At 70.1% G+C, this 23,026-nt stretch carries 24 protein-coding genes, 1 other RNA gene and 1 pseudogene; 10 read left to right on the forward strand and 16 right to left on the reverse strand.

From position 1 onward, the window contains the following. Positions 1-13: 13 nt before the first annotated feature. From P5G59_RS01845 to rnpB, 3 genes are all read left to right on the forward strand, one after another. The gene (locus P5G59_RS01845; RefSeq protein WP_301215431.1) at positions 14-832 is read left to right on the forward strand and encodes a Nif3-like dinuclear metal center hexameric protein; all 819 of its coding nucleotides are present in this window, start codon (positions 14-16) and stop codon (positions 830-832) included. A 28-nt stretch (positions 833-860) separates the two neighbouring features. Further along, positions 861-1,595, forward strand: a complete 735-nt coding sequence (locus P5G59_RS01850; protein WP_301215433.1) for a zinc ribbon domain-containing protein — start codon at positions 861-863, stop codon at positions 1,593-1,595. A 50-nt stretch (positions 1,596-1,645) separates the two neighbouring features. Beyond that, an RNA gene (gene rnpB / locus P5G59_RS01855) (RNase P RNA component class A) lies at positions 1,646-2,015 on the forward strand. A gap of 2 nt (positions 2,016-2,017) precedes the next feature. Here the strand turns inward: rnpB and P5G59_RS01860 are convergent. The 4 genes and pseudogenes from P5G59_RS01860 to P5G59_RS01875 all read right to left on the reverse strand — a co-directional run. Then, positions 2,018-2,707: pseudogene (locus P5G59_RS01860) on the reverse strand (response regulator); the annotation flags it as partial. Further along, a complete protein-coding gene (locus tag P5G59_RS01865) occupies positions 2,704-5,298 on the reverse strand; it encodes an ATP-binding protein (RefSeq protein WP_301215435.1) in 2,595 nt (864 codons plus the stop codon). The pseudogene P5G59_RS01860 and the gene P5G59_RS01865, both read right to left, overlap by 4 nt. Before the next feature lie 5 nt (positions 5,299-5,303). Then, positions 5,304-6,137 carry a polyphosphate--glucose phosphotransferase gene (gene ppgK / locus P5G59_RS01870; RefSeq protein ID WP_301215437.1) on the reverse strand — a complete coding sequence of 278 codons (834 nt, stop codon included), beginning with the start codon at positions 6,135-6,137 and terminating at the stop codon, positions 5,304-5,306. 68 nt (positions 6,138-6,205) lie between these two features. Continuing rightward, a complete protein-coding gene (locus tag P5G59_RS01875; RefSeq protein WP_301215439.1) occupies positions 6,206-6,808 on the reverse strand; it encodes a TetR/AcrR family transcriptional regulator in 603 nt (200 codons plus the stop codon). A 65-nt stretch (positions 6,809-6,873) separates the two neighbouring features. On the opposite strand from P5G59_RS01875, the gene P5G59_RS01880 reads away from it, so the two are divergent. Next, positions 6,874-8,304 carry an MDR family MFS transporter gene (locus tag P5G59_RS01880; RefSeq protein ID WP_301215441.1) on the forward strand — a complete coding sequence of 477 codons (1,431 nt, stop codon included), beginning with the start codon at positions 6,874-6,876 and terminating at the stop codon, positions 8,302-8,304. Here P5G59_RS01880 and map read toward each other — a convergent pair. Further along, a complete protein-coding gene (gene map, locus P5G59_RS01885; RefSeq protein WP_301215443.1) occupies positions 8,291-9,157 on the reverse strand; it encodes a type I methionyl aminopeptidase in 867 nt (288 codons plus the stop codon). The genes P5G59_RS01880 and map overlap by 14 nt on opposite strands. A gap of 12 nt (positions 9,158-9,169) precedes the next feature. On the opposite strand from map, the gene P5G59_RS01890 reads away from it, so the two are divergent. Continuing rightward, positions 9,170-9,379 (forward strand): SPOR domain-containing protein, encoded by a 210-nt coding sequence (locus P5G59_RS01890; RefSeq protein WP_115697159.1) that lies wholly within the window; start codon positions 9,170-9,172, stop codon positions 9,377-9,379. A gap of 67 nt (positions 9,380-9,446) precedes the next feature. Here the strand turns inward: P5G59_RS01890 and panB are convergent, their stop codons facing one another. The 3 genes from panB to P5G59_RS01905 are packed head-to-tail and all read right to left on the reverse strand — an operon-like array spanning position 9,447 to position 10,977. Beyond that, complete coding sequence (panB, locus tag P5G59_RS01895) at positions 9,447-10,298, reverse strand: 3-methyl-2-oxobutanoate hydroxymethyltransferase (protein WP_301215446.1); 852 nt, start codon at positions 10,296-10,298, stop codon at positions 9,447-9,449. 35 nt (positions 10,299-10,333) lie between these two features. Continuing rightward, entirely contained in the window at positions 10,334-10,720 is a 387-nt protein-coding gene (locus P5G59_RS01900) for a type II toxin-antitoxin system VapC family toxin (protein WP_301215448.1), read from the reverse strand. Beyond that, complete coding sequence (locus P5G59_RS01905) at positions 10,717-10,977, reverse strand: hypothetical protein (RefSeq protein WP_301215450.1); 261 nt, start codon at positions 10,975-10,977, stop codon at positions 10,717-10,719. Before P5G59_RS01905 ends, P5G59_RS01900 begins: the two co-directional genes overlap by 4 nt. Positions 10,978-11,079: 102 nt before the next feature. Between P5G59_RS01905 and glnA the strand changes: the two genes are divergently transcribed. The 4 genes from glnA to P5G59_RS01925 all read left to right on the forward strand — a co-directional run bounded on the left by glnA (position 11,080) and on the right by P5G59_RS01925 (position 16,113). Beyond that, positions 11,080-12,417 carry a type I glutamate--ammonia ligase gene (glnA, locus tag P5G59_RS01910; RefSeq protein WP_301215452.1) on the forward strand — a complete coding sequence of 446 codons (1,338 nt, stop codon included), beginning with the start codon at positions 11,080-11,082 and terminating at the stop codon, positions 12,415-12,417. A 10-nt stretch (positions 12,418-12,427) separates the two neighbouring features. Then, the gene (locus P5G59_RS01915) at positions 12,428-15,451 is read left to right on the forward strand and encodes a bifunctional [glutamine synthetase] adenylyltransferase/[glutamine synthetase]-adenylyl-L-tyrosine phosphorylase (RefSeq protein ID WP_301215454.1); all 3,024 of its coding nucleotides are present in this window, start codon (positions 12,428-12,430) and stop codon (positions 15,449-15,451) included. 66 nt (positions 15,452-15,517) lie between these two features. Then, entirely contained in the window at positions 15,518-15,799 is a 282-nt protein-coding gene (locus P5G59_RS01920; protein ID WP_301215456.1) for a type II toxin-antitoxin system RelE/ParE family toxin, read from the forward strand. A gap of 29 nt (positions 15,800-15,828) precedes the next feature. Next, positions 15,829-16,113 carry a HigA family addiction module antitoxin gene (locus P5G59_RS01925; RefSeq protein WP_301215458.1) on the forward strand — a complete coding sequence of 95 codons (285 nt, stop codon included), beginning with the start codon at positions 15,829-15,831 and terminating at the stop codon, positions 16,111-16,113. Between the two features lie 13 nt (positions 16,114-16,126). Here the strand turns inward: P5G59_RS01925 and P5G59_RS01930 are convergent, their stop codons facing one another. The 7 genes from P5G59_RS01930 to P5G59_RS01960 form a co-directional block, all read right to left on the reverse strand. Further along, positions 16,127-17,362 (reverse strand): RNA polymerase sigma factor, encoded by a 1,236-nt coding sequence (locus P5G59_RS01930; RefSeq protein WP_301215460.1) that lies wholly within the window; start codon positions 17,360-17,362, stop codon positions 16,127-16,129. Continuing rightward, entirely contained in the window at positions 17,362-17,790 is a 429-nt protein-coding gene (locus tag P5G59_RS01935) for a YciI family protein (RefSeq protein ID WP_301215462.1), read from the reverse strand. The genes P5G59_RS01930 and P5G59_RS01935 overlap by 1 nt, the downstream gene beginning before the upstream one ends. Positions 17,791-17,940: 150 nt before the next feature. Next, positions 17,941-19,404, reverse strand: a complete 1,464-nt coding sequence (locus P5G59_RS01940; protein ID WP_301215464.1) for a dicarboxylate/amino acid:cation symporter — start codon at positions 19,402-19,404, stop codon at positions 17,941-17,943. A 278-nt stretch (positions 19,405-19,682) separates the two neighbouring features. Next, a complete protein-coding gene (locus P5G59_RS01945) occupies positions 19,683-20,036 on the reverse strand; it encodes a MerR family transcriptional regulator (protein ID WP_301215466.1) in 354 nt (117 codons plus the stop codon). 286 nt (positions 20,037-20,322) lie between these two features. Further along, the gene (locus tag P5G59_RS01950) at positions 20,323-20,742 is read right to left on the reverse strand and encodes a PIN-like domain-containing protein (RefSeq protein WP_301215468.1); all 420 of its coding nucleotides are present in this window, start codon (positions 20,740-20,742) and stop codon (positions 20,323-20,325) included. After that, positions 20,739-21,359 (reverse strand): DUF433 domain-containing protein, encoded by a 621-nt coding sequence (locus tag P5G59_RS01955; protein ID WP_301215470.1) that lies wholly within the window; start codon positions 21,357-21,359, stop codon positions 20,739-20,741. The genes P5G59_RS01950 and P5G59_RS01955 overlap by 4 nt, the downstream gene beginning before the upstream one ends. A 154-nt stretch (positions 21,360-21,513) precedes the next feature. After that, positions 21,514-22,332 carry a hypothetical protein gene (locus P5G59_RS01960; RefSeq protein WP_301215472.1) on the reverse strand — a complete coding sequence of 273 codons (819 nt, stop codon included), beginning with the start codon at positions 22,330-22,332 and terminating at the stop codon, positions 21,514-21,516. A gap of 90 nt (positions 22,333-22,422) precedes the next feature. Between P5G59_RS01960 and P5G59_RS01965 the strand changes: the two genes are divergently transcribed. Then, a complete protein-coding gene (locus P5G59_RS01965) occupies positions 22,423-22,692 on the forward strand; it encodes a hypothetical protein (protein ID WP_301215474.1) in 270 nt (89 codons plus the stop codon). A 31-nt stretch (positions 22,693-22,723) separates the two neighbouring features. Here the strand turns inward: P5G59_RS01965 and P5G59_RS01970 are convergent, their stop codons facing one another. Further along, entirely contained in the window at positions 22,724-22,972 is a 249-nt protein-coding gene (locus tag P5G59_RS01970; RefSeq protein ID WP_301215476.1) for a hypothetical protein, read from the reverse strand. Between the last annotated feature and the right edge of the window lie 54 nt (positions 22,973-23,026).

Here is a 23,026-nt window from a genome sequence, read left to right on the forward strand (position 1 = left end):
TAGGCTGATCGACGTGCCCCACTCGCTGAACTCCGTCCGTGACACCGTCGAACGGCTGTGGCCGCTGTCGGGCGCTGAGGGGTGGGATGCTCCGGGGCTCGTCGCGGGCGATCCGGCCGCGCCGGTCGAGCGCATCCTGCTCGCGGTCGACGCGGTCTCCGCCACGGTCGACGAGGCGGTCGAGCTCGGCGCCGACCTGCTGATCGCCCACCATCCGCTGCTGCTGCGCGGCGTCACGAGCATCGCCGAGGACCGCTACAAGGGTGCACTGCTCGCCCGTCTCATCCGCGGCGGCGTCGCCCTGTACGGCGCCCACACCACGGCCGACGTCGTGGCGGGCGGCACGAGCGACGTCCTCGCCTCACGGCTCGGGCTGCACGACACGACCCCGATCTCGCCGGCAACCGACGGCGTCACCGGCATCGGCCGCGTCGGCGACCTGGCGGAGCCGACGACGCTCGGCCAGCTCGCCCGCACACTGGCAGACCTCCTCCCGCCGACCGCGGGCGGGGTTCGCGCGGCGGGCGACTACCGGCAGCCGGTCACGCGCGTGGCCGTCTGCGGCGGCGCGGGCGACTCCCTGCTCTCCGCCGACGCCGTGCGCACAGCCGACGTGTACATCACGGCCGACCTGCGGCACCATCCCGCGTCGGAGGCCCGGGAGCAGGCCGTGCTCGGCGGCGGCCCCGCGCTCCTCGACGTGTCCCACTGGGCGAGCGAATGGCTCTGGCTCGACACCGCGGCCGAGCAGCTGCGCGAGGCGCTGCCCGGGGTCGAGGTCGTCGTGAGCGAACTGCGCACCGACCCGTGGGACTTCGCCATCCTGCAATGACCACCCAGCACGAAGGAAGCACCGCATCGTGAAAGCACGTCCCGCCGACCAGAACGAGCTGCTGCGCCTGCAGGCGGCCGACACCCGCCTCGCTCAGCTGCAGCACGCCACGAAGAACCTGCCGCAGGCCGCGGAGCTCGCGAAGCTGCAGCCGGAGGTCGAGGCACTCCGCGCCCGCTGGATCGCCGCCACCGGCGAGCTGGAGGACGCCCGCGCGGAGCTGAAGCGGGTGGAGTCCGACGTCGAGGTCGTCGAGGCGCGCGTCAAGCGCGACACCGACCGCGTGCAGCAGACCTCGTCCGTGAAAGACGTCCAGGCCCTGGAGGCCGAGCTCGCCTCGCTGGCCAAGCGCAAGGACGACCTGGAGGAGATCGAGCTCACGGTCATGGAGCGCGTCGAGGGCCTCGAAGAGGCGCTGGCGACCGTCGACGCCGAGCGCGCCGAGCTGAGCGGCCGCGTCCAGACGCTGGAAGCGCAGCGCGACGAGGAGGCCGGCAAGCTCGAGGGCCAGAGGAAGGCTCTCGCCGCCGACCGGGAGACCATCGCCGCCGCCCTCCCGGCCGACCTGATCGAGCTGTACGAGCGCCAGCGCGCCCGCTACGGCATCGGAGCCGCCGCCCTCGTCCGCGGCGTCTCGATGGGCTCGAACGTGAAGCTCACCGAGTCCGACCTCTCCGAGATCCGCCGCGCGGCGGCCGACGACGTCGTGCTCTGCCCGGACAGCGGCGCCATCCTGGTCCGCGGGGAGGACTCCGGCCTCTGACGGCCGCGGCGCCGTCCGTCCAGCCGCCTGCGCTATCGTGGAGGCCGGAATGGGTCGGCAAGACGGTCGCGTCGGTCCGCGTCAGCGGGCCGCCGAGGAACGTCCGGGCTCCGCAGAGCAGGGCGGTGGGTAACACCCACCCGGGGCAACCCGCGAGAAAGTGCAACAGAAAGCAGACCGCCGGGGGCTCACGCCCCCGGTAAGGGTGAAACGGTGGTGTAAGAGACCACCAGCGGCCGGGGTGACCCGGCCGGCTGGGTAAACCTCGCCCGGAGCAAGGTCGTACAGGGGACCATGAGGCTGCTCGTCTCGTCCCCGGGTAGACCGCTGGAGGGCGGCGGCAACGCCGTCCCGAGATAGATGGCCGTCCGCGGCGCTCACGCGCCGTGACAGAACCCGGCGTATCAGCCGGCCCATTCCCCCTCCGGATCGAACCGGTACCCCATCCCCGGCTCGGTGAGCAGGTAGCGCGGGCGCGACGGCTCCGGCTCCAGCTTCTTCCGCAACTGGGCGAGGTACAGGCGCAGGTAGCCGGTGTCGGTCGTGTACTGCGGTCCCCAGACCTGCGTCAGCAGCGATTGGCGTGTCACCAGCCGACGCGGGTTGCGCAGCAGCAGCTCCAGGATCTGCCACTCCGTCGGGGTGAGCCGGACGCCGCGGACCGTGCCGTCGGCGTCGCGACGGGTGACCTGGCGCGCGGCGAGGTCCACGGTCACATCGCCGAAGGCGACCACGGGCTCGTCCGTCGCAGTGGGCTGGCGACGGGTGAGGGCGCGGATGCGCGCGAGCAGCTCGTCGGCGGCGAACGGCTTCGTCACATAGTCGTCGGCGCCCGCGTCGAGCGCGTCCACCTTGTCGGCCGAGCCGGTGCGGCCGGACACGACGAGGATCGGCACCGACGTCCAGCCCCGCAGCCCCTCGATCACCTCGATGCCGTCGAGCTGCGGCATCCCGAGATCGAGCATCACCAGGTCCGGGTGGTGGTCGACCGCGACACTCAGCGCCTCGGCGCCCGTGCGGGCCGTGAGCACCTCGTAGCCGCGGGCGGTGAGCAGGATGCGCAGCGCGCGCAGGATCTGCGGGTCGTCGTCGGCGATCAGGATCTTCTTCACGGGGCCGTCCCTTCCGCCGCCGGCAGCGTGACCACCATGGTGAGCCCGCCGCCGGGGGTGTCCTCCGCCTCGAGCGTGCCGCCCATGCCCTCCACGAAGCCCTTCGACAGGGCGAGCCCCAGCCCGATCCCGGCGTCGTTGTCCGTGTCGGAGAGTCGCTGGAAGGGCGCGAACACCGCCTCGCGCCGCTCCGGCGGGATGCCGGGCCCCCGGTCGACGACGCGCAGCTGCACCGTCCCGGCGAAGGCGCTCGCCGCGAGGACCGGCGGGGTGTCGGCCGGGCTGTAGCGCAGGGCGTTGCCGAGCAGGTTCACCAGGACGCGCTGCAGCAGCACGGCGTCGGCGCGCAGCGGCGGCAGGTCGGGGGAGAGGTCGAGCTCGACGTCGCCCGGTCCGACGCCGAGCTCGTCGAGCGCGGGCAGCACGACGTCGTCGAGCTCGGTCGCGGCGAGCGAGACGCCGAGCACCCCGGCCTGCACGCGGCTGGCGTCGAGCAGGTCGGTGACCAGGGAGGCGAGGCCGCGGAGGCTGTCCTCTGCCGTCTCCAGCAGCTCCTCCCGGTCGTCCTCGTCGAGGGCGAGGTCCGCCTGGCGCAGCGTGGTCACCGCCGCCGTCGCGGCGGCGAGCGGGCGGCGCAGGTCGTGGCCGACCGCCGCGAGGAGGGCGCTGCGCACCCGGTCGGCCTCGGCGAGCGGCGCGAGTTCGGCCGCGGTCGCGGTGAGGGCCCGGTGCTCGATGGCCGCCTCCAGCTGGGCGACGATCGCCGACAGGAGGCGCCGGTCGCCGGCCTCCAGGTCGCGTCCCCGCAGTTCCAGCACGGTGCGGGATCCCGCCGCTGGGTTGGCCTCGGCGCCGCGGACGGTGAGCGGGACGGTGAGCACGGGCTCGGTGGCGGCGGTTCCGGAAGGCGCCGCCGCAGACCCGGCATCCGACCCCTCGGCGCCCGTCCCCTCCGCCGCGCCGACATCCGACGCGATGACCTCGCGGCCGCCGTCCGGACCGGTCGTGACCAGCTCGACGGCGGTCAGCCCGAACGCCTCCCGAGTGCGCTCGACGAGCGCCTGAACCGCGTCCTCGCCCCGGATGACGCCTCCGGCGACCGTGGCGAGCAGCTCCGCCTCCGCGGCGGCGCGCTGGGCGGAACGGGAGCGGCGGGCCGCCTGGTCGACCACCAGGCTGACGAGCGCCGCGATGATGACGTAGAGGATCAGGGCGAGCAGGTGCAGCGGCTCGCCGACCGTGATCGTGTACAGCGGATCCACGAAGAAGAAGTCGAGCGTCAGGCCGGACAGCAGCGCGGCGAACAGCGCAGGCCAGATCCCGCCGACGAGCGCCACGACGACGACGAGCAGCTGGTAGCTGAGCACGTCGGCCGTCATCGACTCGTGCGAGCGGGAGCTGGTCAGCAGCAGGGTCAGCAGCGGTCCGCCGACCAGTGCAAGCAGGAAGCCGTAGACGCGGCGCCGCACAGTCAGGCCGCCCTTGGGCCGGGGGAGCGAGAAGCGGCCGCCGGCGCGCGCGTGCGACACGATGTGCACGTCGATGTCGCCGGACTCCCGGATGACGGTCGCGCCGATCCCGGGGCCGGTCAGCAGCGCCGACAGCCGGCTGCGTCGCGAGACCCCGATCACCAGCTGCGTGGCGCTCTCGCCGCGGGCGAACTCGACGAGCGCGCGCGGGATGTCGTCCCCGACGACCTGGTGGTACGTGCCACCCAGCTGCTCCGCCAGGGCGCGCTGCCGGGCGAGGATGCCGGGTGCCGCGTCCCGCAGGCCGTCCTGGCTGGTGACGTGCACGGCGAGCAGGTCGCCGCCGGCGCTCCGGGCGGCGATGCGCGCGCCACGGCGCAGCAGCGTCTCGCCCTCCGGGCCGCCGGTCAGCGCCACGACGACGCGCTCCCGCGCCTCCCAGGTGCCGGCGATGCCGTGCTCGGCGCGGTACTGCTGCAGCGCGTTGTCGACCTCGTCGGCGAGCCACAGCAGTGCCAGCTCGCGCAGCGCGGTCAGGTTGCCGAGCCGGAAGTAGTTCGAGAGGGCGGCATCCACCCGTCCGGCGGGGTAGACGACGCCCTCGGCGAGCCGGTCGCGCAGTGCCTGCGGGGCGAGGTCGACCAGCTCGATGCGGTCGGCACGGCGCAGCACGGCGTCGGGGATGGTCTCCCGCTGCGGCACGCCGGTGATCTGCTCCACGACGTCGTTCAGCGATTCGATGTGCTGGATGTTGACGGTCGAGATCACGTCGATGCCCGCGTCCAGCAGCGCGTCGACGTCCTGCCAGCGCTTCTCGTGCTCGGAGCCGGGGGCGTTGGTGTGCGCCAGCTCGTCGACCAGCGCGAGCGCCGGGGCTCGGCGCAGCACGGCGTCCAGGTCGAGCTCGGTCAGCGTGACCCCGCGGTGCTCGACCGTGCGCCGGGGGATGAGCTCGAACCCGTCCAGCAGCGCCGCCGTCGCGGTGCGGCCGTGCGTCTCGACCAGGGCGACGACGACGTCGGTGCCCTGACGGCGCAGCCGCTCGCCCTCCTCGAGCATGGCGAACGTCTTGCCAACGCCCGGTGCCGCGCCGAGCATCACCCGCAGGCGACCCCGAGCCATGCCCGTTACGCCGGCGTCGGCGCGGGGGCGTCGTCCGGCGTCGCCACCTCGCCGCTGCGGCCGCGCTCACCGCGATCGCGTCGCTCGCCACGCACGGCGAGGGCGGCCGCGCCGAGGATCCCGGCGTTGTTGCGGTGCACCGCGGGCACGATCGGGGTCTTCAGCTTCAGCAGCGGCAGGAACTCCTGGTAGTTCTTCGACACCCCGCCGCCGACGATGAAGAGGTCGGGAGTGAACAGGAACTCGACCGTCGAGTAGTACTTCTGCAGGCGCTTCGCCCACTTCTCCCAGCTGAGGTCGTCGCGCTCCTTCGCCGAGTAGGCGGCGCGCGACTCGGCGTCGTGCCCGTCGATTTCCAGGTGGCCGAGCTCGGCGTTCGGGATGAGGATGCCGTCGTAGATGAGCGCCGACCCGATCCCGGTGCCGAGCGTGGTCATGATGACCAGGCCGTCCTTGCCCTTGGCGGCTCCGAAGCGCGTCTCCGCGTAGCCGGCGGCGTCGGCGTCGTTCACGAAGTGGATGTCGCGCTCGAGCGCCCGCTCGAACAGGTCCTCCGCGTGGAGGCCGATCCAGTCCTTCGCGACGTTCGCCGCCGAGAGGGTCACGCCGTGGCTGACGATGGCGGGGAAGCACACGCCGACGGGCGCCTCCGGCTCCTCCTTGGCCAGCTGGTCGACGATCTCCTTCGTCGTCTCCACGATGTCGTCGGGCTTGCCGCCTGTGGGTGTCGGCAGCTTGACCCGGTCGCTGACGAGCTCGCCGGTCGTCAGATCGACCAGAGCCCCCTTGATCCCCGTGCCGCCGATGTCGATGCCGATCGCGTGCTTCTGCGAAGTCATGTCTCGAATCTACCGCGCCGCGGCGGCGTGGGGTCGGCGCGGACCGTTAGGGGAGCGTGAGGATCCGCTCACGGCCGCGCGGTCGCCAGAGCCAGCGGGAGGAACACGTCGTCGACGAACGACTCGAGCAGCGCGTCGTCCGCGGGCTGCAGTCGCATCATCATCTCGTGGCGCACCAGCGTCAGCGGCAGGTCGGCGACCACGGGGGAGAGCCGGGCGGGGTCGATCTCGCCTCGGGCGGCGGCTCGGTCGAGGATCTCCTGCAGCTGGTGCGGCTGCCCGTCGATGAGGCGTTCGCGGAGGCCGGCGATGCCTCCGTCGGACTCGGTGATGATGCCGGAGAACCGCAGCAGGAGCTCGGTGACGAGGCCCCGGCGCCTGGTGTTCATCTGCCGGAGCAGGTCGAGGGTGTCCTCGCGCAGACTGCCGTGGTCGGGGACCGCGATCGGGTCGGCGGCGAAGTGGTGGCGGATGGCGGCGAGGGCCAGGTCGCTGCGGCTGGCCCAGCGCCGGGCGAGGACGGGCCGGCTGGTCCCCGCCCGGGCCGCGACCGCCTCCATGGTGAGGCCGGCGTAGCCGTTCTCGTCGATCTCCTCCCAGGCCGCCTGCAGGAGGGCGTCTTCGAGCGCCGCGCCGCGCCGCCGCCGACCGGAGGTCTCTTTAGAGTCCATTTGCGCATCTTATCGGATGGACGTATCGTCTCGTTAGATACATCTACGCATCTTAAGGAGATCCCATGACCGACAAGCTCGACCGGGCGGTGGTCCGCACGGCGACCGCGCTCGTGGTCGGCGCGCTCGCGGTGGTGTTCGACACCACCATCCTGAGCGTCGCGCTGCACACCCTGGCGACCGACCTGCACACGACGGTCGCGCAGATCCAGTGGGTGACCACCGGGTACCTGCTCGCGCTCGCGGCGACCGTCCCGCTCTCCGCGTGGTGCCTCGCGCGCTTCGGGGGCAAGCGCGTGTGGATGGCGGCGCTGGCGATCTTCCTTGCCGGTTCCGTGCTCTCGGGTCTGGCCTGGAGCGCCGACGCCCTCATCGCCTTCCGCGTATTGCAGGGCGTCGGCGGCGGTCTCATGCTCCCGGTGATGACCACGATGATCATGGAGGTCGCGGGCGGGAGGCAGCTCGGCCGGGTGTCCGCGATCGTCGGCCTCCCGGCGATGGCCGGGCCCGTGCTCGGGCCGGTGCTCGGCGGGGCGATCCTGGCGCTCGGCGACTGGCGCTGGGTGTTCTGGGTGAACATCCCGTTCGCGGTCGTAGGGCTCCTCCTGGCCTGGCGCATGCTGCCCTCCGACCGCGGCCGCGACCCGAAGCGCCGGCTCGACATCGTCGGGGTGCTGCTGCTCATCCCCGGCCTCACCGGTCTGCTGCTCGGCCTGTCCGACTCGGTCCTCGACGGCGGCTTCGCCCGGCTGGACGCCTGGCTCCCGCTCGCCGCCGGGGCCGTGCTGATCGCGGCCTTCGTGCTCTGGGCGCTGCGCCGCCGCGACGCCGCCCTGGTGGATGTGCGCCTGCTGTCGGTCCGCTCGGTCTGGTCGGCCTCGGCGCTGCTGTTCCTGTCGAGCGTCGCGCTCTACGGCGCGATGCTGCTGCTGCCGCTGTTCTGGCAGCAGCAGCGGGGGACGGACGCGCTCGGCGCCGGACTGCTCCTCGTGCCCCAGGGCCTCGGCATGCTGGCCTGCCGTCCGCTGGTCGGGCGACTCATCGACCGTATCGGCGCGCGGTGGATCGCGGTGGTCGGCTTCGCGGTCGTCGCGGTCGCGACCATCCCGTTCGCCCTCGGCCCGACCTCGGCGGCCGACCCGTGGCTGCTGGTGACGCTGTTCGTGCGCGGGGTGGGGCTTGGCGCCGTGACGATGCCGCTGATGGTCGCGTCGTATCAGGGACTGACGGGGGAGCGGATCGCGCACTCCAGCATCCTGACCCGCACCGCGCAACAGCTCGGCGGCTCCTTCGGCACGGCGCTCTTCGCGGTGCTGCTGCAAGCCGCGGTGCAGGGCGGTGCGAGCCTGTCGTCGGCGTTCGACACCGCGTTCTGGGTGGCGACCGGCGCGACCGTGGTGGGGGTCGTGCTGTCGTTCGCGCTCCCGTCCCCGCGCCGCGAGACCGCTGCCGAGGCTGTGCCCGCACCGGTCGGGGCCGAGGTCAGGGAAGCGTGAGGATCTCCGCGCCGCGCTCGGTCACGACCAGAGTGTGCTCGAACTGGGCCGTGAGGCTGCGGTCGCGGGTGACCACCGTCCAGTCGTCGGCCCACATCTCCCACTCGTGCGTGCCGAGGGTGAGCATCGGCTCGATGGTGAACACCATCCCGGGCTCCATCACGTCGTCGTAGGCGGGCGCGGCGTCGTAGTGCGGGATGATCAGCCCGGAGTGGAAGGCCGCGCCGACGCCGTGGCCGGTGAAGTCGCGCACCACGCCGTAGCCGAACCGCTTCGCGTACGACTCGATCGCCCGGCCGATCACGTTCACTTGGCGGCCGGGCGCGACCGCCTTGATGCCGCGGGCGAGCGCTTCGCGGGTTCGGTCCACCAGCTGGGTCACCTCGTCGGAGGCGGTGCCGGCGATGAAGGTCTGGTTGCTGTCGCCGTGGAAGCCGTTCTTGTACGCGGTGATGTCGATGTTGACGATGTCGCCCTCCTCGATCACCGTGTCGTCGGGGATGCCGTGGCAGATGACCTCGTTGACCGAACTGCAGATCGACTTCGGGTAGCCGCGGTAGCCCAGGGTGGACGGATAGGCGTCGTTGGCGAGCAGGAACTCGTGCCCGATCACGTCCAGCTCCTCGGTCGTGACGCCGGGCCGGACCGCCTCGCCCACGAGCGCGATGGCCTGCGCGGCGATGCGGCCGGACTCGCGGATCAGCTCCACCTCGTCGGGCGTGTAGACGTCGCCGCGGGTGTACGGCGCGGGACCCGGACGCCCCACGTACTCGGGGCGGGGGATGCGGCTCGGCACCGGGCGCATCGGGCTGACGCGGCCCGGGACGAGGTGACCGGCGGAATCCTTGGGCATACCATCAACCTTATGACGAGCGACGAGTACGGCATCAAGCAGGACGCCGAGCACAAGTACTGGTACAACATGAAGACCGGCGAGGTCGAGCAGGGATTCCTGTCGCCCGCGCCGAACCGCGTCGGCCCGTTCGACACCCGCGACGAGGCCGAGCACGCCCTCGAGAAGCTCCGCGAGAACTCCGCCAAGTGGGCGGAGGAGGACGCCGAGGAGAACCGCTGACCTCTCCTGGTTGACGCGACACGCCGCCCGGCGCTCACGCAGGGCGGCGTGTCGCGTCAACCAGGCGTCAGAAGCTGTGCTCGTCGGTGGGGAAGGCGCCGGCCTGCACGTCGGCCTTGTAGGCGCGGGCGGCGTCGCCGAGGATCGTCTTCAGGTCGGCGTACTGCTTCACGAAGCGCGGGACGCGGCCCGTCGTCAGGCCGGCCCAGTCCGTCCAGACCAGCAGCTGGCCGTCGGTGTGGGGGCCCGCGCCGACACTGATCGTCGGGATGCGCAGCTCGGCGGTGACCCGCTTCGCCACCTCCGCGGGCACCATCTCCAGCACGACTGCGAACGCCCCGGCCTCCTCGACCGCGTGCGCGTCGGCGAGGAGCTCGTCGGCGGCCTCGCCGCGTCCCTGCACCAGGTGACCGCCGAGGCCGTGCTCGCTCTGCGGGGTGAAGCCGATGTGCGCCATGACCGGGATGCCCGCGTCGACGATGCGCCGGATCTGCTCGGCGCTGCGGCGCCCGCCCTCCAGCTTGACCGCGTGCGCCCCGGTCTCCTTCATGAAGCGGACCGCGGTGTGCAGAGCCTCCAGCGGACCGGTCTCGTACGAGCCGAACGGCATGTCGGCGACGACGAACGCGCGCTTCACGGCCTTCGCGACCGCGCGGGTCAGCGGGATGAGGTCGTCGATCGTGACCGGGAGCGTCGTGTCGTAGCCGAGGACGTTGTTGCCGGCCGAGTCGCCGACGAGCAGGAAGTCGATCCCGGCCTCGTCGAATATCTGCGCGGTCAGCATGTCGTAGCTGGTCAGCCCGGTGAACGGAGCCCCCTCCTCCTTCGCCGCCTGGAAGTGGCGGGTCCGCACCCGCTTCAGCGCCTGCATCGACGACGTCGTGGGATGGACGGAGGGCACCGGTGACTGCTCACTCATGCGGCTCAGTCTAGTGACGGGTGGGACGGCGCGGCTCAGGCGGGGACCGGCTCGTACAGGCCGCGCTTCTTCGCCTCGGCGGCGAGACGCTTGTCGAAGGTGATGAGGGGGATGTCGTTGCCGACCGCGATGGCGAGGGCGCAGGCGTCGGGCATGCGAAGTGAATGTTCCGCCCGCACACGCGCCAGAATCAGCGCTTCGTTGCTGCTGAGCGTCTCCGGGACAACGCCGAAGCGGCGGAGGTCTTCGAATGCTTCCAGGCTGCGACCTCGCCGTTCGGGGCCGATGAGCGCCTCGGCCAGGTTCACGGGATGGACGAGGAAGCGGATGCCGAGCGAGAACACCTCCGTCGCGGCGGCATGGCGGGCGTCTTCCGGATCGAGCAGGCCGATGAGCACGCCTGCGTCGACGGCGAATGTCATTCGGGGCAGCCTTCGCGGATGGACTCGAGGCTCTCGGTGAACATCCCCCGGTAGCGGGCGCTCATCCGCTCGAGCTCGACGCGCCGATCATCGATCTCCCGGCTCCGCTGCTCCCGAAGGCGCCGCTCACCCTCTTCGATGAGATGCAGCAGGAGCTTGCCATCCGTCTCGTCCGACCATCTCTCTCGCGCCGTCTCCAGCGCGCGCACCACCGGCGGCGTGTGGGTGACCTGGGTTCGGAGCAACTGCGTGGGCATGGACCGAGTGTATCACCCGACAGCGCGGTGTTGCACCGCCGTTTCGGGCCGTGCAACCACCCGCCAGCCACTAGTCTGGGAACGGCCGAGGAAAGGGGCAGGATGGACAAGCAGCGCGACTTCGTTCTTCGCACGATCGAGGAGCGTGGCGTCAAGTTCGTGAGGCTCTGGTTCACGGATGTCGTCGGCACCCTGAAGTCCGTCGCGATCGCCCCGGCCGAGGTGGAGGGCGCCTTCAGCGAGGGGCTCGGCTTCGACGGCTCCGCCATCGAGGGTCTGACCCGCGCCTACGAGTCCGACCTGCTGGCGCTGCCCGACGCGACCACGTTCCAGATCCTGCCGTGGCGCGGCGAGATCGACCCGACCGCCCGCATGTTCTGCGACATCACGACCCCCGACGGCCAGCCCTCGGTGTCCGACCCGCGCAATGTGCTCAAGCGCACGCTCGAGAAGGCGGCCGACCGCGGGTTCACGTTCTACACGCATCCCGAGATCGAGTTCTACCTGCTCAAGTCGTCGTCGTTCGGCGAGGAGGGGCCGGAGCCCGTCGACTCGGCCGGCTACTTCGACAACGTCCCGGGCGGCACGGCGCACGACTTCCGCCGCCGTTCGGTGCGCATGCTGGAAGACCTCGGCATCTCCGTCGAGTTCAGCCACCACGAGGCGGGCCCCGGCCAGAACGAGATCGACCTCCGCTACGCCGACGCCCTCACCACGGCCGACAACATCATGACCTTCCGCACGGTCATCAAGGAGGTCGCGATCGAGCAGGGCGTGTACGCCACGTTCATGCCGAAGCCGCTCTCCGGGCACCCGGGCTCCGGGATGCACACCCACATGTCCCTGTTCGAGGGCGACACCAACGCCTTCTTCGAGCCGGGGGCGCAGTACCAGCTGTCCAAGGTCGGCCGTCACTTCATCGCGGGCCTGCTCCGGCACGCTCCCGAGATCACCGCCGTGACCAACCAGTTCGTCAACTCCTACAAGCGACTGTGGGGCGGCGACGAGGCCCCGAGCTTCGTCAGCTGGGGGCACAACAACCGCTCGGCGCTCGTTCGCGTTCCGCTGTACAAGCCGAGCAAGGGCCAGAGCTCGCGCGTCGAGTACCGCGCGATCGACTCGGCTGCGAACCCGTACCTCGCCTTCTCGCTCCTGCTCGCGGCGGGCCTGAAGGGCATCGAGGGGCAGTACGAGCTGCCGCCGGAGGCGGAGGACAACGTCTGGGCGCTGTCCGACGCCGAGCGCCGCGCCCTCGGCTACAGCCAGCTGCCGGCGAGCCTCGACCACGCCATCTCGCTGATGGAGGACTCGGAGCTCGTCGCCGAGACGCTGGGGGAGCAGGTCTTCAACTACGTCCTGCTCAACAAGCGCAAGGAGTGGGCGGAGTACCGCGCCCAGGTCACGCCGTACGAGCTGCGCACGAACCTCGAGATCCTCTGACCTCTCCGCTGTGACCAGGCCGCCGCTCTCCCTCACCGCGCTGGCGCGTGCCGGGTTCGTGGGCCTGAGCTCGGTGCGGGCCGAGCTGGACGAGCTGGCGGAGCTGAGCGGGCTCGACCCGGAGGTGCTGCTCGGCGCGCTGTCGGCCGCCGCCGACCCGGACAGCGCGCTCTCCTCGGTCCTGCGGCTGCTCCGTCAGGCGCCGGACCAGGCGCGCACCGCCCTCCGCACGGAGGAGGCCGCCCGGCGGCTGTTCCGGGTCGTCGGCGCATCCGAGGGGGTGGCGGAGTTGTTCCTCCGGCACCCCGATCAGCTGGATGCGCTCGCCCGGCCGGTGCTCGCCCTGCCCGGCGCCGCGGAGCTGCGTGACGACCTGCTCGACTCGGTCGGAGCCGTCGACGGCGTCGCCACGGAGGCCGACGAGGCCCTGTGGACCGCGCTCCGCATCCGCTACCGCCGCCGGCTGGTGCAGCTGGCGAGCTTCGACCTGGAGCAGGTCGACCCCGTCTCGGGCTTCGATGCGGTCGCGGCCGCGCTCTCCGACCTCGCCTCCGCCGCGCTCGAGGCCTCCCTCGCCGTAGCCCGGCGCATGACGATGGGCAGCGGTCCCGGCCGCTTCCCGGAGGAGCAGGTGCGTGCCGCGCCCCTCGCCGTGATCGGGATGGGCAAGGCGGGCGCCCGCGAGCTCAACTACCTCAGCGACGTCGACGTGATCTTCGTGACCGATGGGGTCGAGTCCGCGGACCTCGCGCCCGGTCGCGCGGTCGACATCGCGACGCGCCTGGCGATGCTGACGATGCGCGGCATCCACGAGCCGGCCATCGAGCCGGGCCTGTGGGAGGTCGACCCGAACCTGCGGCCGGAGGGCAAGGACGGCGCGCTGGTGCGCACGCTCGACTCCCACGTCGCCTACTACGACCGCTGGGCGAAGGGGTGGGAGTTCCAGGCCCTGCTGAAGGCGCGCCCGCTCGCCGGCGACCACGCGCTCGGCGAGCGGTACGTCGCCGCGCTCGCCCCGAAGGTGTGGAGCAGCGCATCCCGCGAGAACTTCGTCGAGCAGGTGCAGCGGATGCGCGAGCGCGTGACCGACCACATCCCGGACGACGAGGTGCACTACCAGCTGAAGCTCGGCCCGGGCGGGCTGCGCGACGTCGAGTTCACCGTCCAGCTGCTGCAGCTCGTCCACGGGCAGACCGACGACCAGGTGCGGCAGCGGGACACCCTCTCCGCCCTTGCCGCGCTGGCGGCCCAGGGCTACGTCGGCCGGGAGGAGGCGGCGACCTTCTCGCACGACTACCGGTCGCTGCGGCTCATGGAGCACCGGCTGCAGCTGCGGCGGCTCACCCGCACGCACCTGATGCCGCGCGACGAGGCCGATGTCCGCATCCTCGCCCGCGCCACCGGTCTCGCGCCGAGCGCAGACCAGCTGCTCACCACCTGGAACGAGATCAAGCACCGCGTGCGCGGCCTCCACGAGCGCCTGTTCTACCGTCCCCTGCTCAGCGCGGTCGCCGCCGCCCCCGCGGAGGACGCGCGCCTGGCTGGCGGCGCCGGGCTCACCACCGAGCAGGCGGAGGCGCGGCTCGCGGCGATCGGGTTCCGCGATCCACGCGGCGCCCTCGCGCACATCGCGGCGCTGACCTCCGGCGTCTCCCGCCGGGCGACCATCCAGCGCCACCTGCTGCCGGTGATGCTGCAGTGGTTCGCCGACGGCCCCGACCCCGACTACGGGCTGCTGACCTTCCGCCGGCTCAGCGAGGAGCTCGGCAGCACGCACTGGTACCTCCGGATGCTGCGCGACTCGACCGGCGCCGCCCAGCGCCTGACCCGCGTGCTGTCCGGGTCGCGGTTCGCGGGCGAGCTGCTCGGCCGCATCCCGGAGTCGGTCGCGTGGCTGGAGGCGGACGACGAGTTGCGCCCGCGCACGGCGGCCCTGCTCGCGGAGGAGACGGCGGCGATCCTGGCGCGGCACGACTCCGTCGACTCGGCCGCCGCCGCGCTGCGGGCGATCCGGCGGCGGGAGATCCTGCGGCTCGCCGTCGCGGGCATCCTGGGCTTCGTCACCATCGAGGAGCTCGCCCAGGGCCTCACCGTCGTCACCGAGAACGCCATCGCGGGCGTCCTGCAGGCGATCCGCACGGCGCGCGGCGACGAGGGCGACCTCGAGTTCGCGGTGATCGGGATGGGACGCTTCGGCGGCCGGGAGCTGGGTTTCGGCTCCGACGCCGACGTCATGTACGTGTTCCGCCCGCTCGCCGCCGACCAGGAGGCTGCCAACCGCAGCGCGCTGGCGATCGTCTCCGAGCTGAACCGGCTCACGGAGGACAACCGCCTCCCGCTCGACCTCGACATCGGCCTCCGCCCGGAGGGCAAGAACGGGCCGCCGGTGCGGTCGCTGGAGTCGTACCGCGCCTACTACCGCCGCTGGTCGCTGACCTGGGAGGCGCAGGCGCTGCTCCGCGCGCGCGGCGTGGCGGGCTCCCCGCAGCTGCTCGCCGACTTCGAGGAGCTGGCGGACGAGGTGCGCTACCCCGCCGAGATCGGCGAGCAGGCGGTGCGCGAGGTCAAGCGCATCAAGGCGCGGGTGGAGAACGAGCGTCTGCCGCAGGGCGCCGACCCGTCGCGCCACCTGAAGCTGGGCCGCGGCTCGCTGAGCGACGTGGAATGGTTCGTGCAGCTCATCCAGCTGGAGCATGCGGCCGCCGTTCCGGACCTGCGGACCACCTCGACGCTGGATGCCCTGGCCGCTGCGGCGGAGCACGGTTTCGTCTCCGAGGAGGACGCCGCGCGCCTGCGCGACGCCTGGGTCTTCGCCTCCCGGACCCGCTCGGCGATGACCCTGTGGACCAACAAGACCGCCGACGTCCTCCCGTCCGACCGGGTCGCCCTGGACGGCGTCGCCCGCCTCCTGGAGTACCCGCCCGGTTCGGCGAGCCGGCTGGAGGAAGACTACCTGGCGGTCACCCGCCGCGCCCGTCAGGTGTTCGAGCGCTCGTTCTACGGCCTGCCCCAGCGCCCGGCGCCGACCGGCTGACGCGCTCGATCCTGGGCCGTCGCTATTAACGCTTGCCGTTAATAACGCATCGCGTTACTATCGAACATGCTCCAATCCTTCGCCGACCGCGACACGGAGGCGGTCTGGTTCGGCATACCGCTCAAGCGGTTCGGGCCCGACGTCCTCCGGGTCGCGCGGCGAAAGCTGACCATGCTGAACGCGGCCGCCACACTCGACGACTGCCGGGTGCCTCCGGGCAACCGGTTGGAGAAGCTGCGCGGCGATCGCGCCGGCCAGTACAGCATCCGCGTCAACGATCAGTTCCGCATCTGCTTCCGCTGGACCGCCGGCGGCCCGCACGACGTTGAGCTTGTCGACTACCACTGAGTCCAGGGCATTCCAGCAAGGAGAACATCATGACGGAGGCGATCACGCCGGGCGAGGTCCTCTATGAGGAGTTCATGGCCCCGCTCGGTCTGACCAAGTACGCGTTGGCCAAGGCAATCCACGTGCCGGCACAACGCGTGGGCGACATCGTCGCGGCCAAGCGAGCGATCACGCCCGACACGGCGCTCCGTCTCGCGCGATTCTTCGGGACGTCGGCGGAGTTCTGGCTGAACCTGCAGACGCATTTCGACCTTGAGCGGGCACTGGACGAGCATGGTGCCGAGTTCGACGAGATCCGCCCGCTCGCGGGCTGACGCGCTTCGCCCGTCAGCCCTCCCGCAGCCGCGCCGCCTTCGCGAGCAGCACGCCGCGCTCCCGCTCGTTGCCGGCGAGCTGCGCTGCGGCCGTGAGCTCGGACACCGCCTCCTCGGTCCGTCCCAGCTGGGCGAGGAGTTCGCCGCGCACGCTGGGGAGCAGGTGCGACCCGCGCAGCACGCCGCGCTCGGCCAGCTCGTCGGCGATGCGGAGCGCGTTCGCCGGTCCCGTCGCCATCGAGACCGCCGCGGCGCGGTTGAGCTCCACGACCGGGCTGGGCGCGACGCGGCCGAGCGCCTCGTAGAGGAGGACGATGCGGTCCCAGTCGGTCTCCTCCGTACTCTGCGCCACCGCATGGCACTCCGCGATCGCCGCCTGCAGTCCGAACGGGCCGCGGCCGCGGCCGAGCGCGTCCGCCCGCGCGAGCGCGTCGCGGCCCCGCCGGATCTGCGCGCGGTCCCAGCGCGACCGGTCCTGGTCGGCGAGCAGGATCGGCGAGCCGTCGGGACGGGTCCGCGCGGCGAACCGGGACGCCTGCAGCTCCATCAGTGCGACCAGACCGTGCGCCTCCGGCTCGCGGGGGAGCAGTGCGGCGACCATCCGGCCCAGCCGCAGCGCCTCCGCGGCGAGGTCGGCGCGCATCCACTCGGGACCGCTGGTGGCCGCATAGCCCTCGGTGAAGACGAGGTAGACGACGCTGAGCACGCCCTCGAGCCGCTCCTTCCATTCGGCGGGCTCCGGTGTGTCGAACGGGACTCGCGCGGCGGCGATCGTCTTCTTCGCCCGCACGATGCGCTGCTGGACGGTGGCGACCGGGACGAAGTACATCCGCGCGATCTCCTCCGTGCTCAGCCCCGCGACCACCCGCAGGGTGAGCGCGACCTGCGCCTCGCGCGAGAGCACGGGATGGCAGGCCGTGAACACGAGGCGCAGGACGTCGTCGTCGATCGGCTCCCAGCGGTCCTCCGCGGTGGCTTCGATCGTCGCCGCGATCGCGCGGTAGCGGTCGTCCAGCCCGTCGCGCCGGCGCCACTGGTCGATCGCGCGCCGCTTCGCGACCGCGGTGAGCCAGCCGCCCGGGTTGTCCGGCACGCCGTCCCGCGGCCACACCCGCAGTGCCTCGACGAGGGCCTCCTGGGCGAGGTCCTCGGCGAGGCCGACGTCGCCGGTGATCTTCGCGAGCGTCGCGACCACGCGCGCCCCGTCGATGCGCCAGACGGCGTCGACCGTCGCCGAGCTGTCGTTCATCAGGCGTTCTCGGCGGCGGCCCGCCACTCCTTCTCCTTCTGCAGGTACTCGTTGTCCTCGAAGCCGACGAAGTCGCTCTCGTCGGTCACACGCCGCACCTCCAGCTTCGAGCCGGGGCCGAGCGGGCAGCGCTTGGCCCACTCCACCGCCTCCTCCTTCGAGGACACCTCCAGCATCCAGAAGCCGTTGAACAGCTCGTGGATCTCGCCGTACGGGCCGTCGGTGACCGCCGGCGGCGTGGCCGAGAAGTCGACGACGAACCCGGTCGTCTCGATGTCGTCTGAGAGTCCCTCGCCGGCCAGCAGGACGCCGGCCGAGATGAGCTGCTCGTTGTACTGGCCCATCCGCGTGATGACCTCGTTGAAGTCCATTCCGTCGTAGGCCTCCTTGGCCTCCTGGGTCGCGCGCATGATCAGCATGTACTTCATGGGGTTCTCCCTCGAGCTCCGGGTGCGCTTCTCGCACCCTCCTATCATCGTGTCGAACGGGGAGACGGAAGGTCGACACAGAGCGGGAAGATTTTTCTGCGGGCAGGGAGAAGGGGCCGCCCCTTTCCCGGAGCGGCCCCCTCGTCCGGCTCAGGCCGGCTGCGACACCGTGTCCCGCGACGCCGTCTCCTGCGGCTCCCCGCCGTCGACCGTCGCGTCCGTGTCGGCGCGCTCGGCGGCGGCCTCGTCCGCCTCGCTGAACGGCTCACCGCTGCGGGGCGCGTTGTAGAGATCGAGGTCGAGGATGCCCTCGCGCTTGGCGACGATCGTCGGCACGAGCGCCTGGCCGGCGACGTTCACCGCGGTGCGGCCCATGTCCAGGATGGCGTCGACGGCGAGCAGCAGTCCGACGCCGTCGAGCGGCAGCCCGAGGGTGGAGAGCGTCAGCGTCAGCATGACGATCGCGCCGGTCGTGCCCGCGGTCGCGGCCGACCCGACCACCGAGACGACGATGATGAGCAGATACTGCAGCAGGTTCAGCTGGAGCCCGTAGAACTGCGCGACGAAGATCGCGGCGATCGCGGGGTAGATCGCGGCGCAGCCGTCCATCTTGGTGGTCGCGCCGAGCGGTGCCGCGAAGGACGCGTACCCGCTCGGTACGCCGAGGTTGCGCTCCACGACCCGCTGGGTGAGGGGGAGCGTTCCGATCGAGGACCGGCTGACGAAGCCCAGCTGCACGGCCGGCCAGACCCCGGAGTAGTACTGGCGGATCGACAGCCCGTTGCCGCGCACGATGATCGGGTAGACGACGAACAGCACGATCGCGAGGCCGAGGTAGACGGCGAACACGAACCAGGCCAGCGAGCCGATCGTGGTCCAGCCGTAGCTGGCGATGGCGTTGGCGATCAGCGCGAACGTGCCGAGCGGCGCCAGGCGGATGATCCACCACAGCACCCGCTGCACGATCTTGAGCGCCGAGTCGGTGAACGCGAGGAACGGCTCCGCCTTCCGGCCGACCTTCAGTGCGGCGATGCCGATGGCGGCGGCCACCACGATGACCTGGAGGACGTTGAAGGCGACGGACGAGGTGGCCGTGGCGGCGCCGTCCACCACCTCGACGTGCGTGTTGACCTGCGCGCCGGCGAAGTTCGACGGCACCAGACCGATCAGGAAGTTCCACCACGTCGCGGTGACTCCGGGGTCGGAGGCGGCCAGCTCGCCGTGCGAGGCGCGGCTGCCCGGCTGGAGGACGACACCGAGCGCGATGCCGATGCTCACCGCGATGAATGCGGTGATCGCGAACCACAGCAGCGTGCGGCCGGCGAGACGCGCTGCATTGGAGACGCGGCGCAGGTTGCCGATGCTGGAGACGATGGCGAGGAAGACCAGCGGGATCACCGCGGCCTTGAGCAGCGACACGTACGACTGCCCGATGGTGCTGAGCGTCGCCGTGAGCCCGTTCGGCTGTCCGCCGGGCTCGCCGAGCTGCCGGGCGATCAGTCCGGCGACGACGCCGAGCACGAGGGCTGCCGTGACCTGGACGCCGAACGAACGCAGCCAGCGCGGACCCCGGCGGGTGGGCCGGGCTGGGGAGGGGGTGGAGAGTGAAGTCATGCCCTCACGGTAGGACGACGGTTCTACGCCCACCTACCCCGGGGGAAACAGAACGAAATACGTGCCTTCCCGGCGCAACGCGAAAGGGCCGCACCCCGGAACGGGATGCGGCCCTCACGTGCGTCAGACGATCACACGCCGTAGTACAGCTCGTACTTCAGCGATGTGATTGTGTGTGGTTGTGCGTGATTGTTTGACCTGATCAAGCGGCAATTCAGTGGTTGGCTGAGTTCGCGGTTCTCGGTTCTGGATCGACATTGCTGCGGACTTTTTGCGGACTAGCGCTCGGTGGGCAGGCTCTCGATCCACTCGTTGAGGTCGTCGGCTAGGACGACCATCTTCGTGTTGGCGTAATGGACGATGAGCTCGTGGCGGTTCACGAATCCCCGAAGGAACTGCGCCGAGACACCGCACTCTTCAGCTGCAGCCTCGAGCGAGTACGCGACTCTGCGAATCGAGGGCTGCATCGAAGGGATTCGGACGACGGTTGGTGCGGCCTCGCGAGGTTTCTCTAGCCAAGGTGTGCGATCGGGTTCTCCATCGATCATCGGCCACGGGTCTACAGGTTCTCCGCGCTGGAGAGCGCGCAAGCGGTCGCCGACCCAGCGAAGTTCCCTGGTCTTATCGTCCATGGCGACAAAGACTAGTGAGCGGGTGCGAGTTTTGCATACCCCTCCATCGACGCGGGAGAGGGCGGGCCGTCTCGCTGCAGCGGCCCGCCCCAAAGCCGAAATTAGCTGACGGCGACGGGAGCGGCATAGACACCATTTTCGCGGGGTCACGAAGATGCTCTCCGGCCCCAATGGTTCTTTAGGTACAGCCGTACCGTTTGGATTTCTGGCTTGCGGGCGAATTGCGGGCGAATTGCGGGCGGTCGTCGCGTACCAACTGCACTGAGCCAAACGCGTCGGGCCGAAGCTATAGGTCGCCGATAGGTTTCACGTCTGTGAACAGTTGATGGAGCTGACGGCCGTTTGCTTTGGGGCGATACGCAGTCGGGACTACAGGCTCGTTGTCTGAGATGAATGAGACGGTCTCCAGGAGCATGGCTCCGGTACGAGCGATCAGCGAGACACCGCGACCGGAGGGAGCTGCGAAACCGACCCAGTGGCAACCTCCAGCACGAATTGCGGCTAGCTCCGCCGGGTTGCCAAGCTGCGAACGGTCGACCGTCAGGAAGACGTCCACGCCGCGGAATCGCATCTGATCGAAAAGCGGTATGTCCTTCATTCCGGTGAGCCCGGTGCTGCGGTAGTCGAGAAACTCGTGATCGGTGAACACCCGTTTGAGTGGCTCCAGAACTTTGTAGCTCACGCACTCGTCCAGATAGAACTTCACGCTGCCGCCGGCTCCCGAAGGCTGTCGGCGAATTCGAGCGCCGAGACGGCGGCCTCCGGAGTCACTTCCGGATAGTAGTAGGCGACCTGTGCTGGCGACATTGACCCGCCGCTCATCAGGTCCGCGATGGTGTCGAACGGGATGCGAGTCCCTTCGATGGTGGGCCACCCGCCGAGGCGGTCCGGCTCGACCTGCAAGTGTCGACCGGGACGTCGAAGGTCAACGACCCGCTCTCCAGCGACGTTCTCGAACTCACCGAGAATGTCTTCGAAGTTTGCTATGAGCAGCTGGCCAGGGTGCCGGACTAGGTCAACCGGTTCCCCATCACCACGTTGCAAGACAATGGAGTCGCCTTCCCGAGCGAGCTTGTAAGCCGAGGGGTGCTCAAACATGTCCATGGCGTGAAGGGAATTCAGCGCCTTGCGGATCTGCTGCAACGAGGCCTCGTGACGGAGCTTGGCGAAGGCTCGCAGGGCGGCGATATCGCGAAACGAGTAAAGGAGGGGTCTACCCGTCGATCGAACCTCTGGCACGAGGATGTCCGTACGTCGCCAATGCTGCAGTTGGGCACGCGTGGCGCCGCTCAGCTTGCTGGTTAGTGGCACGGGGAACGCCATCGTCACACCCCCTCTGTCATACCGTCGAAGCTGATGATAGCCGTACTCCGTGCGTTGACATTAGAGGTCACGTCAGTGGTTCGCGGAACCGTCCGCCAGAAGGCAAAACTAGGGCGCGGCTCTTCTCGCCTGGGAGAATCGCCCAGCACAAGTCTCAGGTTCTGAAAGGATTCTGGTGGCGCGCCGGGGCCGCTGCGTTGGCCTCGATCTTGTCAGCCAACTCGACATTGGCCCGAGTGCGGGAAAGGCCCGCCGCGGCTGACCTTGCAAGGGGCAGCAGCCGATCATATTTCGCCCGTAGTTCGTGAAGCTGCTCGCGCTGGCTGGCGCGTTGCACGCCGGCCCACTCCTTGACCTTGTCGAATCCTGGTTTGAACCACTCGACGTAACTTGTGACGAGCTCCTCGTACTCGTCCTCGTCGATCCCCGAGTAGGGATACGTTGTGTTGTCGCGCGCGCGGTGAACCCAGAAGTCCTCCTCATGGCGCACGTAATCGAGGACCGTTTCATATCGGGTGTACGCAAGCCGCTTGGCGAGTACCAGCGTTGTTTCCCAGGGGAACGCGATGTGGTCGCCGTCCACCACCGTGCCGGGGGCCTTGGAGAGGGTGTTCAGGCCGATGCGGCAGGCCCGGAGGACCGTTGGTGCATCGTAGGTTTCAGCGCAGCCGTATCCGTGGAAGTCGATGTGGTTGTTCAGGCCGGTTGCGACGAATACGATCTCTGCCGCGTTCCACTCGTCTTCCTCGGGGCCCGGATGATCGGAGAGGTCCATGAAGGGCTTCACCCTCGCCAAGTACTCATCGCGTTGGTCCCAAGGCACGTGCAGTTGTTCACGCTTGACCTTGAGTTTGCCCTTCAGCCAGCTCTCGTGGATCTTGACCGTGACCGTCTTGCCGATCTTCAACACTTCGGCGCAATGGACGGCATCGAATTTCGTAGGGTGATAGACCCAGCGCTCTCCGACTTCCATGCCGACAGGGTACCCATTGGCGGAGTGGCCGGCGCCGATGTCGGGTAACGCCGTAGCTAACTACCTTCGAACGTATGTTCTAATCAGTTCATGACGCGCCCGCGGCCGATCCGATACGACAGGGACACCTGGCTGGTAATGCGCGACAACCCGGTGCTGCCGAAAGCGGTTATCCGCAGGTACACAGATAAGGGCGGCAACGACCAGTATCTGGTGATCCGATGGGACATCGACCCGGCTGAGCGGCGCCTAATGGCCGTGTGCGACTCGCTCGAGCGTGCCGATGACCTGGTGCGATACGACAACACCCCCACGCACGGGTACTGGAAAGGTCCGCCCAACACCCACCCGGCTGGCTGACCGCTCGTCCGTGAACTCCTTTGCCCGAACTCTAGGTAAACAGCCACGACTCCGCGAACCGTGGATCGCTGCGAGCAGGTCCCTGCCTCCGCAGAATCGCAATATCCGCGCCCGGCGATATCAAGACCTTGGCCTGTGTACCGGCTTCATCGGGATGGTTGAGCGTCAACCAGCCGAACCCTTCGCGCATCGCGTCAGCAATCTTCTCTTCGAGAAACTGAATGTCCATGCGGTCGTCAAAAATGACTTCCAGCGTTGTTCCAATGACGAGTCGTTGCATGTGTCGATTATTGTCACCCGTGCCGCTCTGTACGACTTTTCGGTGACCGTCCCG

This window comes from Leifsonia virtsii (genome assembly GCF_030433675.1).
GTDB lineage: Bacteria > Actinomycetota > Actinomycetes > Actinomycetales > Microbacteriaceae > Leifsonia > Leifsonia virtsii.

What these genes read in the sequence shown, in the direction of transcription:
- P5G59_RS01865 (WP_301215435.1), bottom strand. Translation starts at nt 5,298, where the DNA reads ATGGCTCGGGGTCGCCTGCGGGTGATGCTCGGCGCGGCACCGGGCGTT.
- ppgK (WP_301215437.1), bottom strand. Translation starts at nt 6,137, where the DNA reads ATGACTTCGCAGAAGCACGCGATCGGCATCGACATCGGCGGCACGGGG.
- P5G59_RS01875 (WP_301215439.1), bottom strand. Translation starts at nt 6,808, where the DNA reads ATGGACTCTAAAGAGACCTCCGGTCGGCGGCGGCGCGGCGCGGCGCTC.
- P5G59_RS01880 (WP_301215441.1), top strand. Translation starts at nt 6,874, where the DNA reads ATGACCGACAAGCTCGACCGGGCGGTGGTCCGCACGGCGACCGCGCTC.
- map (WP_301215443.1), bottom strand. Translation starts at nt 9,157, where the DNA reads ATGCCCAAGGATTCCGCCGGTCACCTCGTCCCGGGCCGCGTCAGCCCG.
- P5G59_RS01890 (WP_115697159.1), top strand. Translation starts at nt 9,170, where the DNA reads ATGACGAGCGACGAGTACGGCATCAAGCAGGACGCCGAGCACAAGTAC.
- panB (WP_301215446.1), bottom strand. Translation starts at nt 10,298, where the DNA reads ATGAGTGAGCAGTCACCGGTGCCCTCCGTCCATCCCACGACGTCGTCG.
- P5G59_RS01900 (WP_301215448.1), bottom strand. Translation starts at nt 10,720, where the DNA reads ATGACATTCGCCGTCGACGCAGGCGTGCTCATCGGCCTGCTCGATCCG.
- P5G59_RS01905 (WP_301215450.1), bottom strand. Translation starts at nt 10,977, where the DNA reads ATGCCCACGCAGTTGCTCCGAACCCAGGTCACCCACACGCCGCCGGTG.
- glnA (WP_301215452.1), top strand. Translation starts at nt 11,080, where the DNA reads ATGGACAAGCAGCGCGACTTCGTTCTTCGCACGATCGAGGAGCGTGGC.
- P5G59_RS01920 (WP_301215456.1), top strand. Translation starts at nt 15,518, where the DNA reads ATGCTCCAATCCTTCGCCGACCGCGACACGGAGGCGGTCTGGTTCGGC.
- P5G59_RS01925 (WP_301215458.1), top strand. Translation starts at nt 15,829, where the DNA reads ATGACGGAGGCGATCACGCCGGGCGAGGTCCTCTATGAGGAGTTCATG.
- P5G59_RS01930 (WP_301215460.1), bottom strand. Translation starts at nt 17,362, where the DNA reads ATGAACGACAGCTCGGCGACGGTCGACGCCGTCTGGCGCATCGACGGG.
- P5G59_RS01935 (WP_301215462.1), bottom strand. Translation starts at nt 17,790, where the DNA reads ATGAAGTACATGCTGATCATGCGCGCGACCCAGGAGGCCAAGGAGGCC.
- P5G59_RS01940 (WP_301215464.1), bottom strand. Translation starts at nt 19,404, where the DNA reads ATGACTTCACTCTCCACCCCCTCCCCAGCCCGGCCCACCCGCCGGGGT.
- P5G59_RS01945 (WP_301215466.1), bottom strand. Translation starts at nt 20,036, where the DNA reads ATGGACGATAAGACCAGGGAACTTCGCTGGGTCGGCGACCGCTTGCGC.
- P5G59_RS01955 (WP_301215470.1), bottom strand. Translation starts at nt 21,359, where the DNA reads ATGGCGTTCCCCGTGCCACTAACCAGCAAGCTGAGCGGCGCCACGCGT.
- P5G59_RS01960 (WP_301215472.1), bottom strand. Translation starts at nt 22,332, where the DNA reads ATGGAAGTCGGAGAGCGCTGGGTCTATCACCCTACGAAATTCGATGCC.
- P5G59_RS01965 (WP_301215474.1), top strand. Translation starts at nt 22,423, where the DNA reads ATGACGCGCCCGCGGCCGATCCGATACGACAGGGACACCTGGCTGGTA.
- P5G59_RS01970 (WP_301215476.1), bottom strand. Translation starts at nt 22,972, where the DNA reads ATGCAACGACTCGTCATTGGAACAACGCTGGAAGTCATTTTTGACGAC.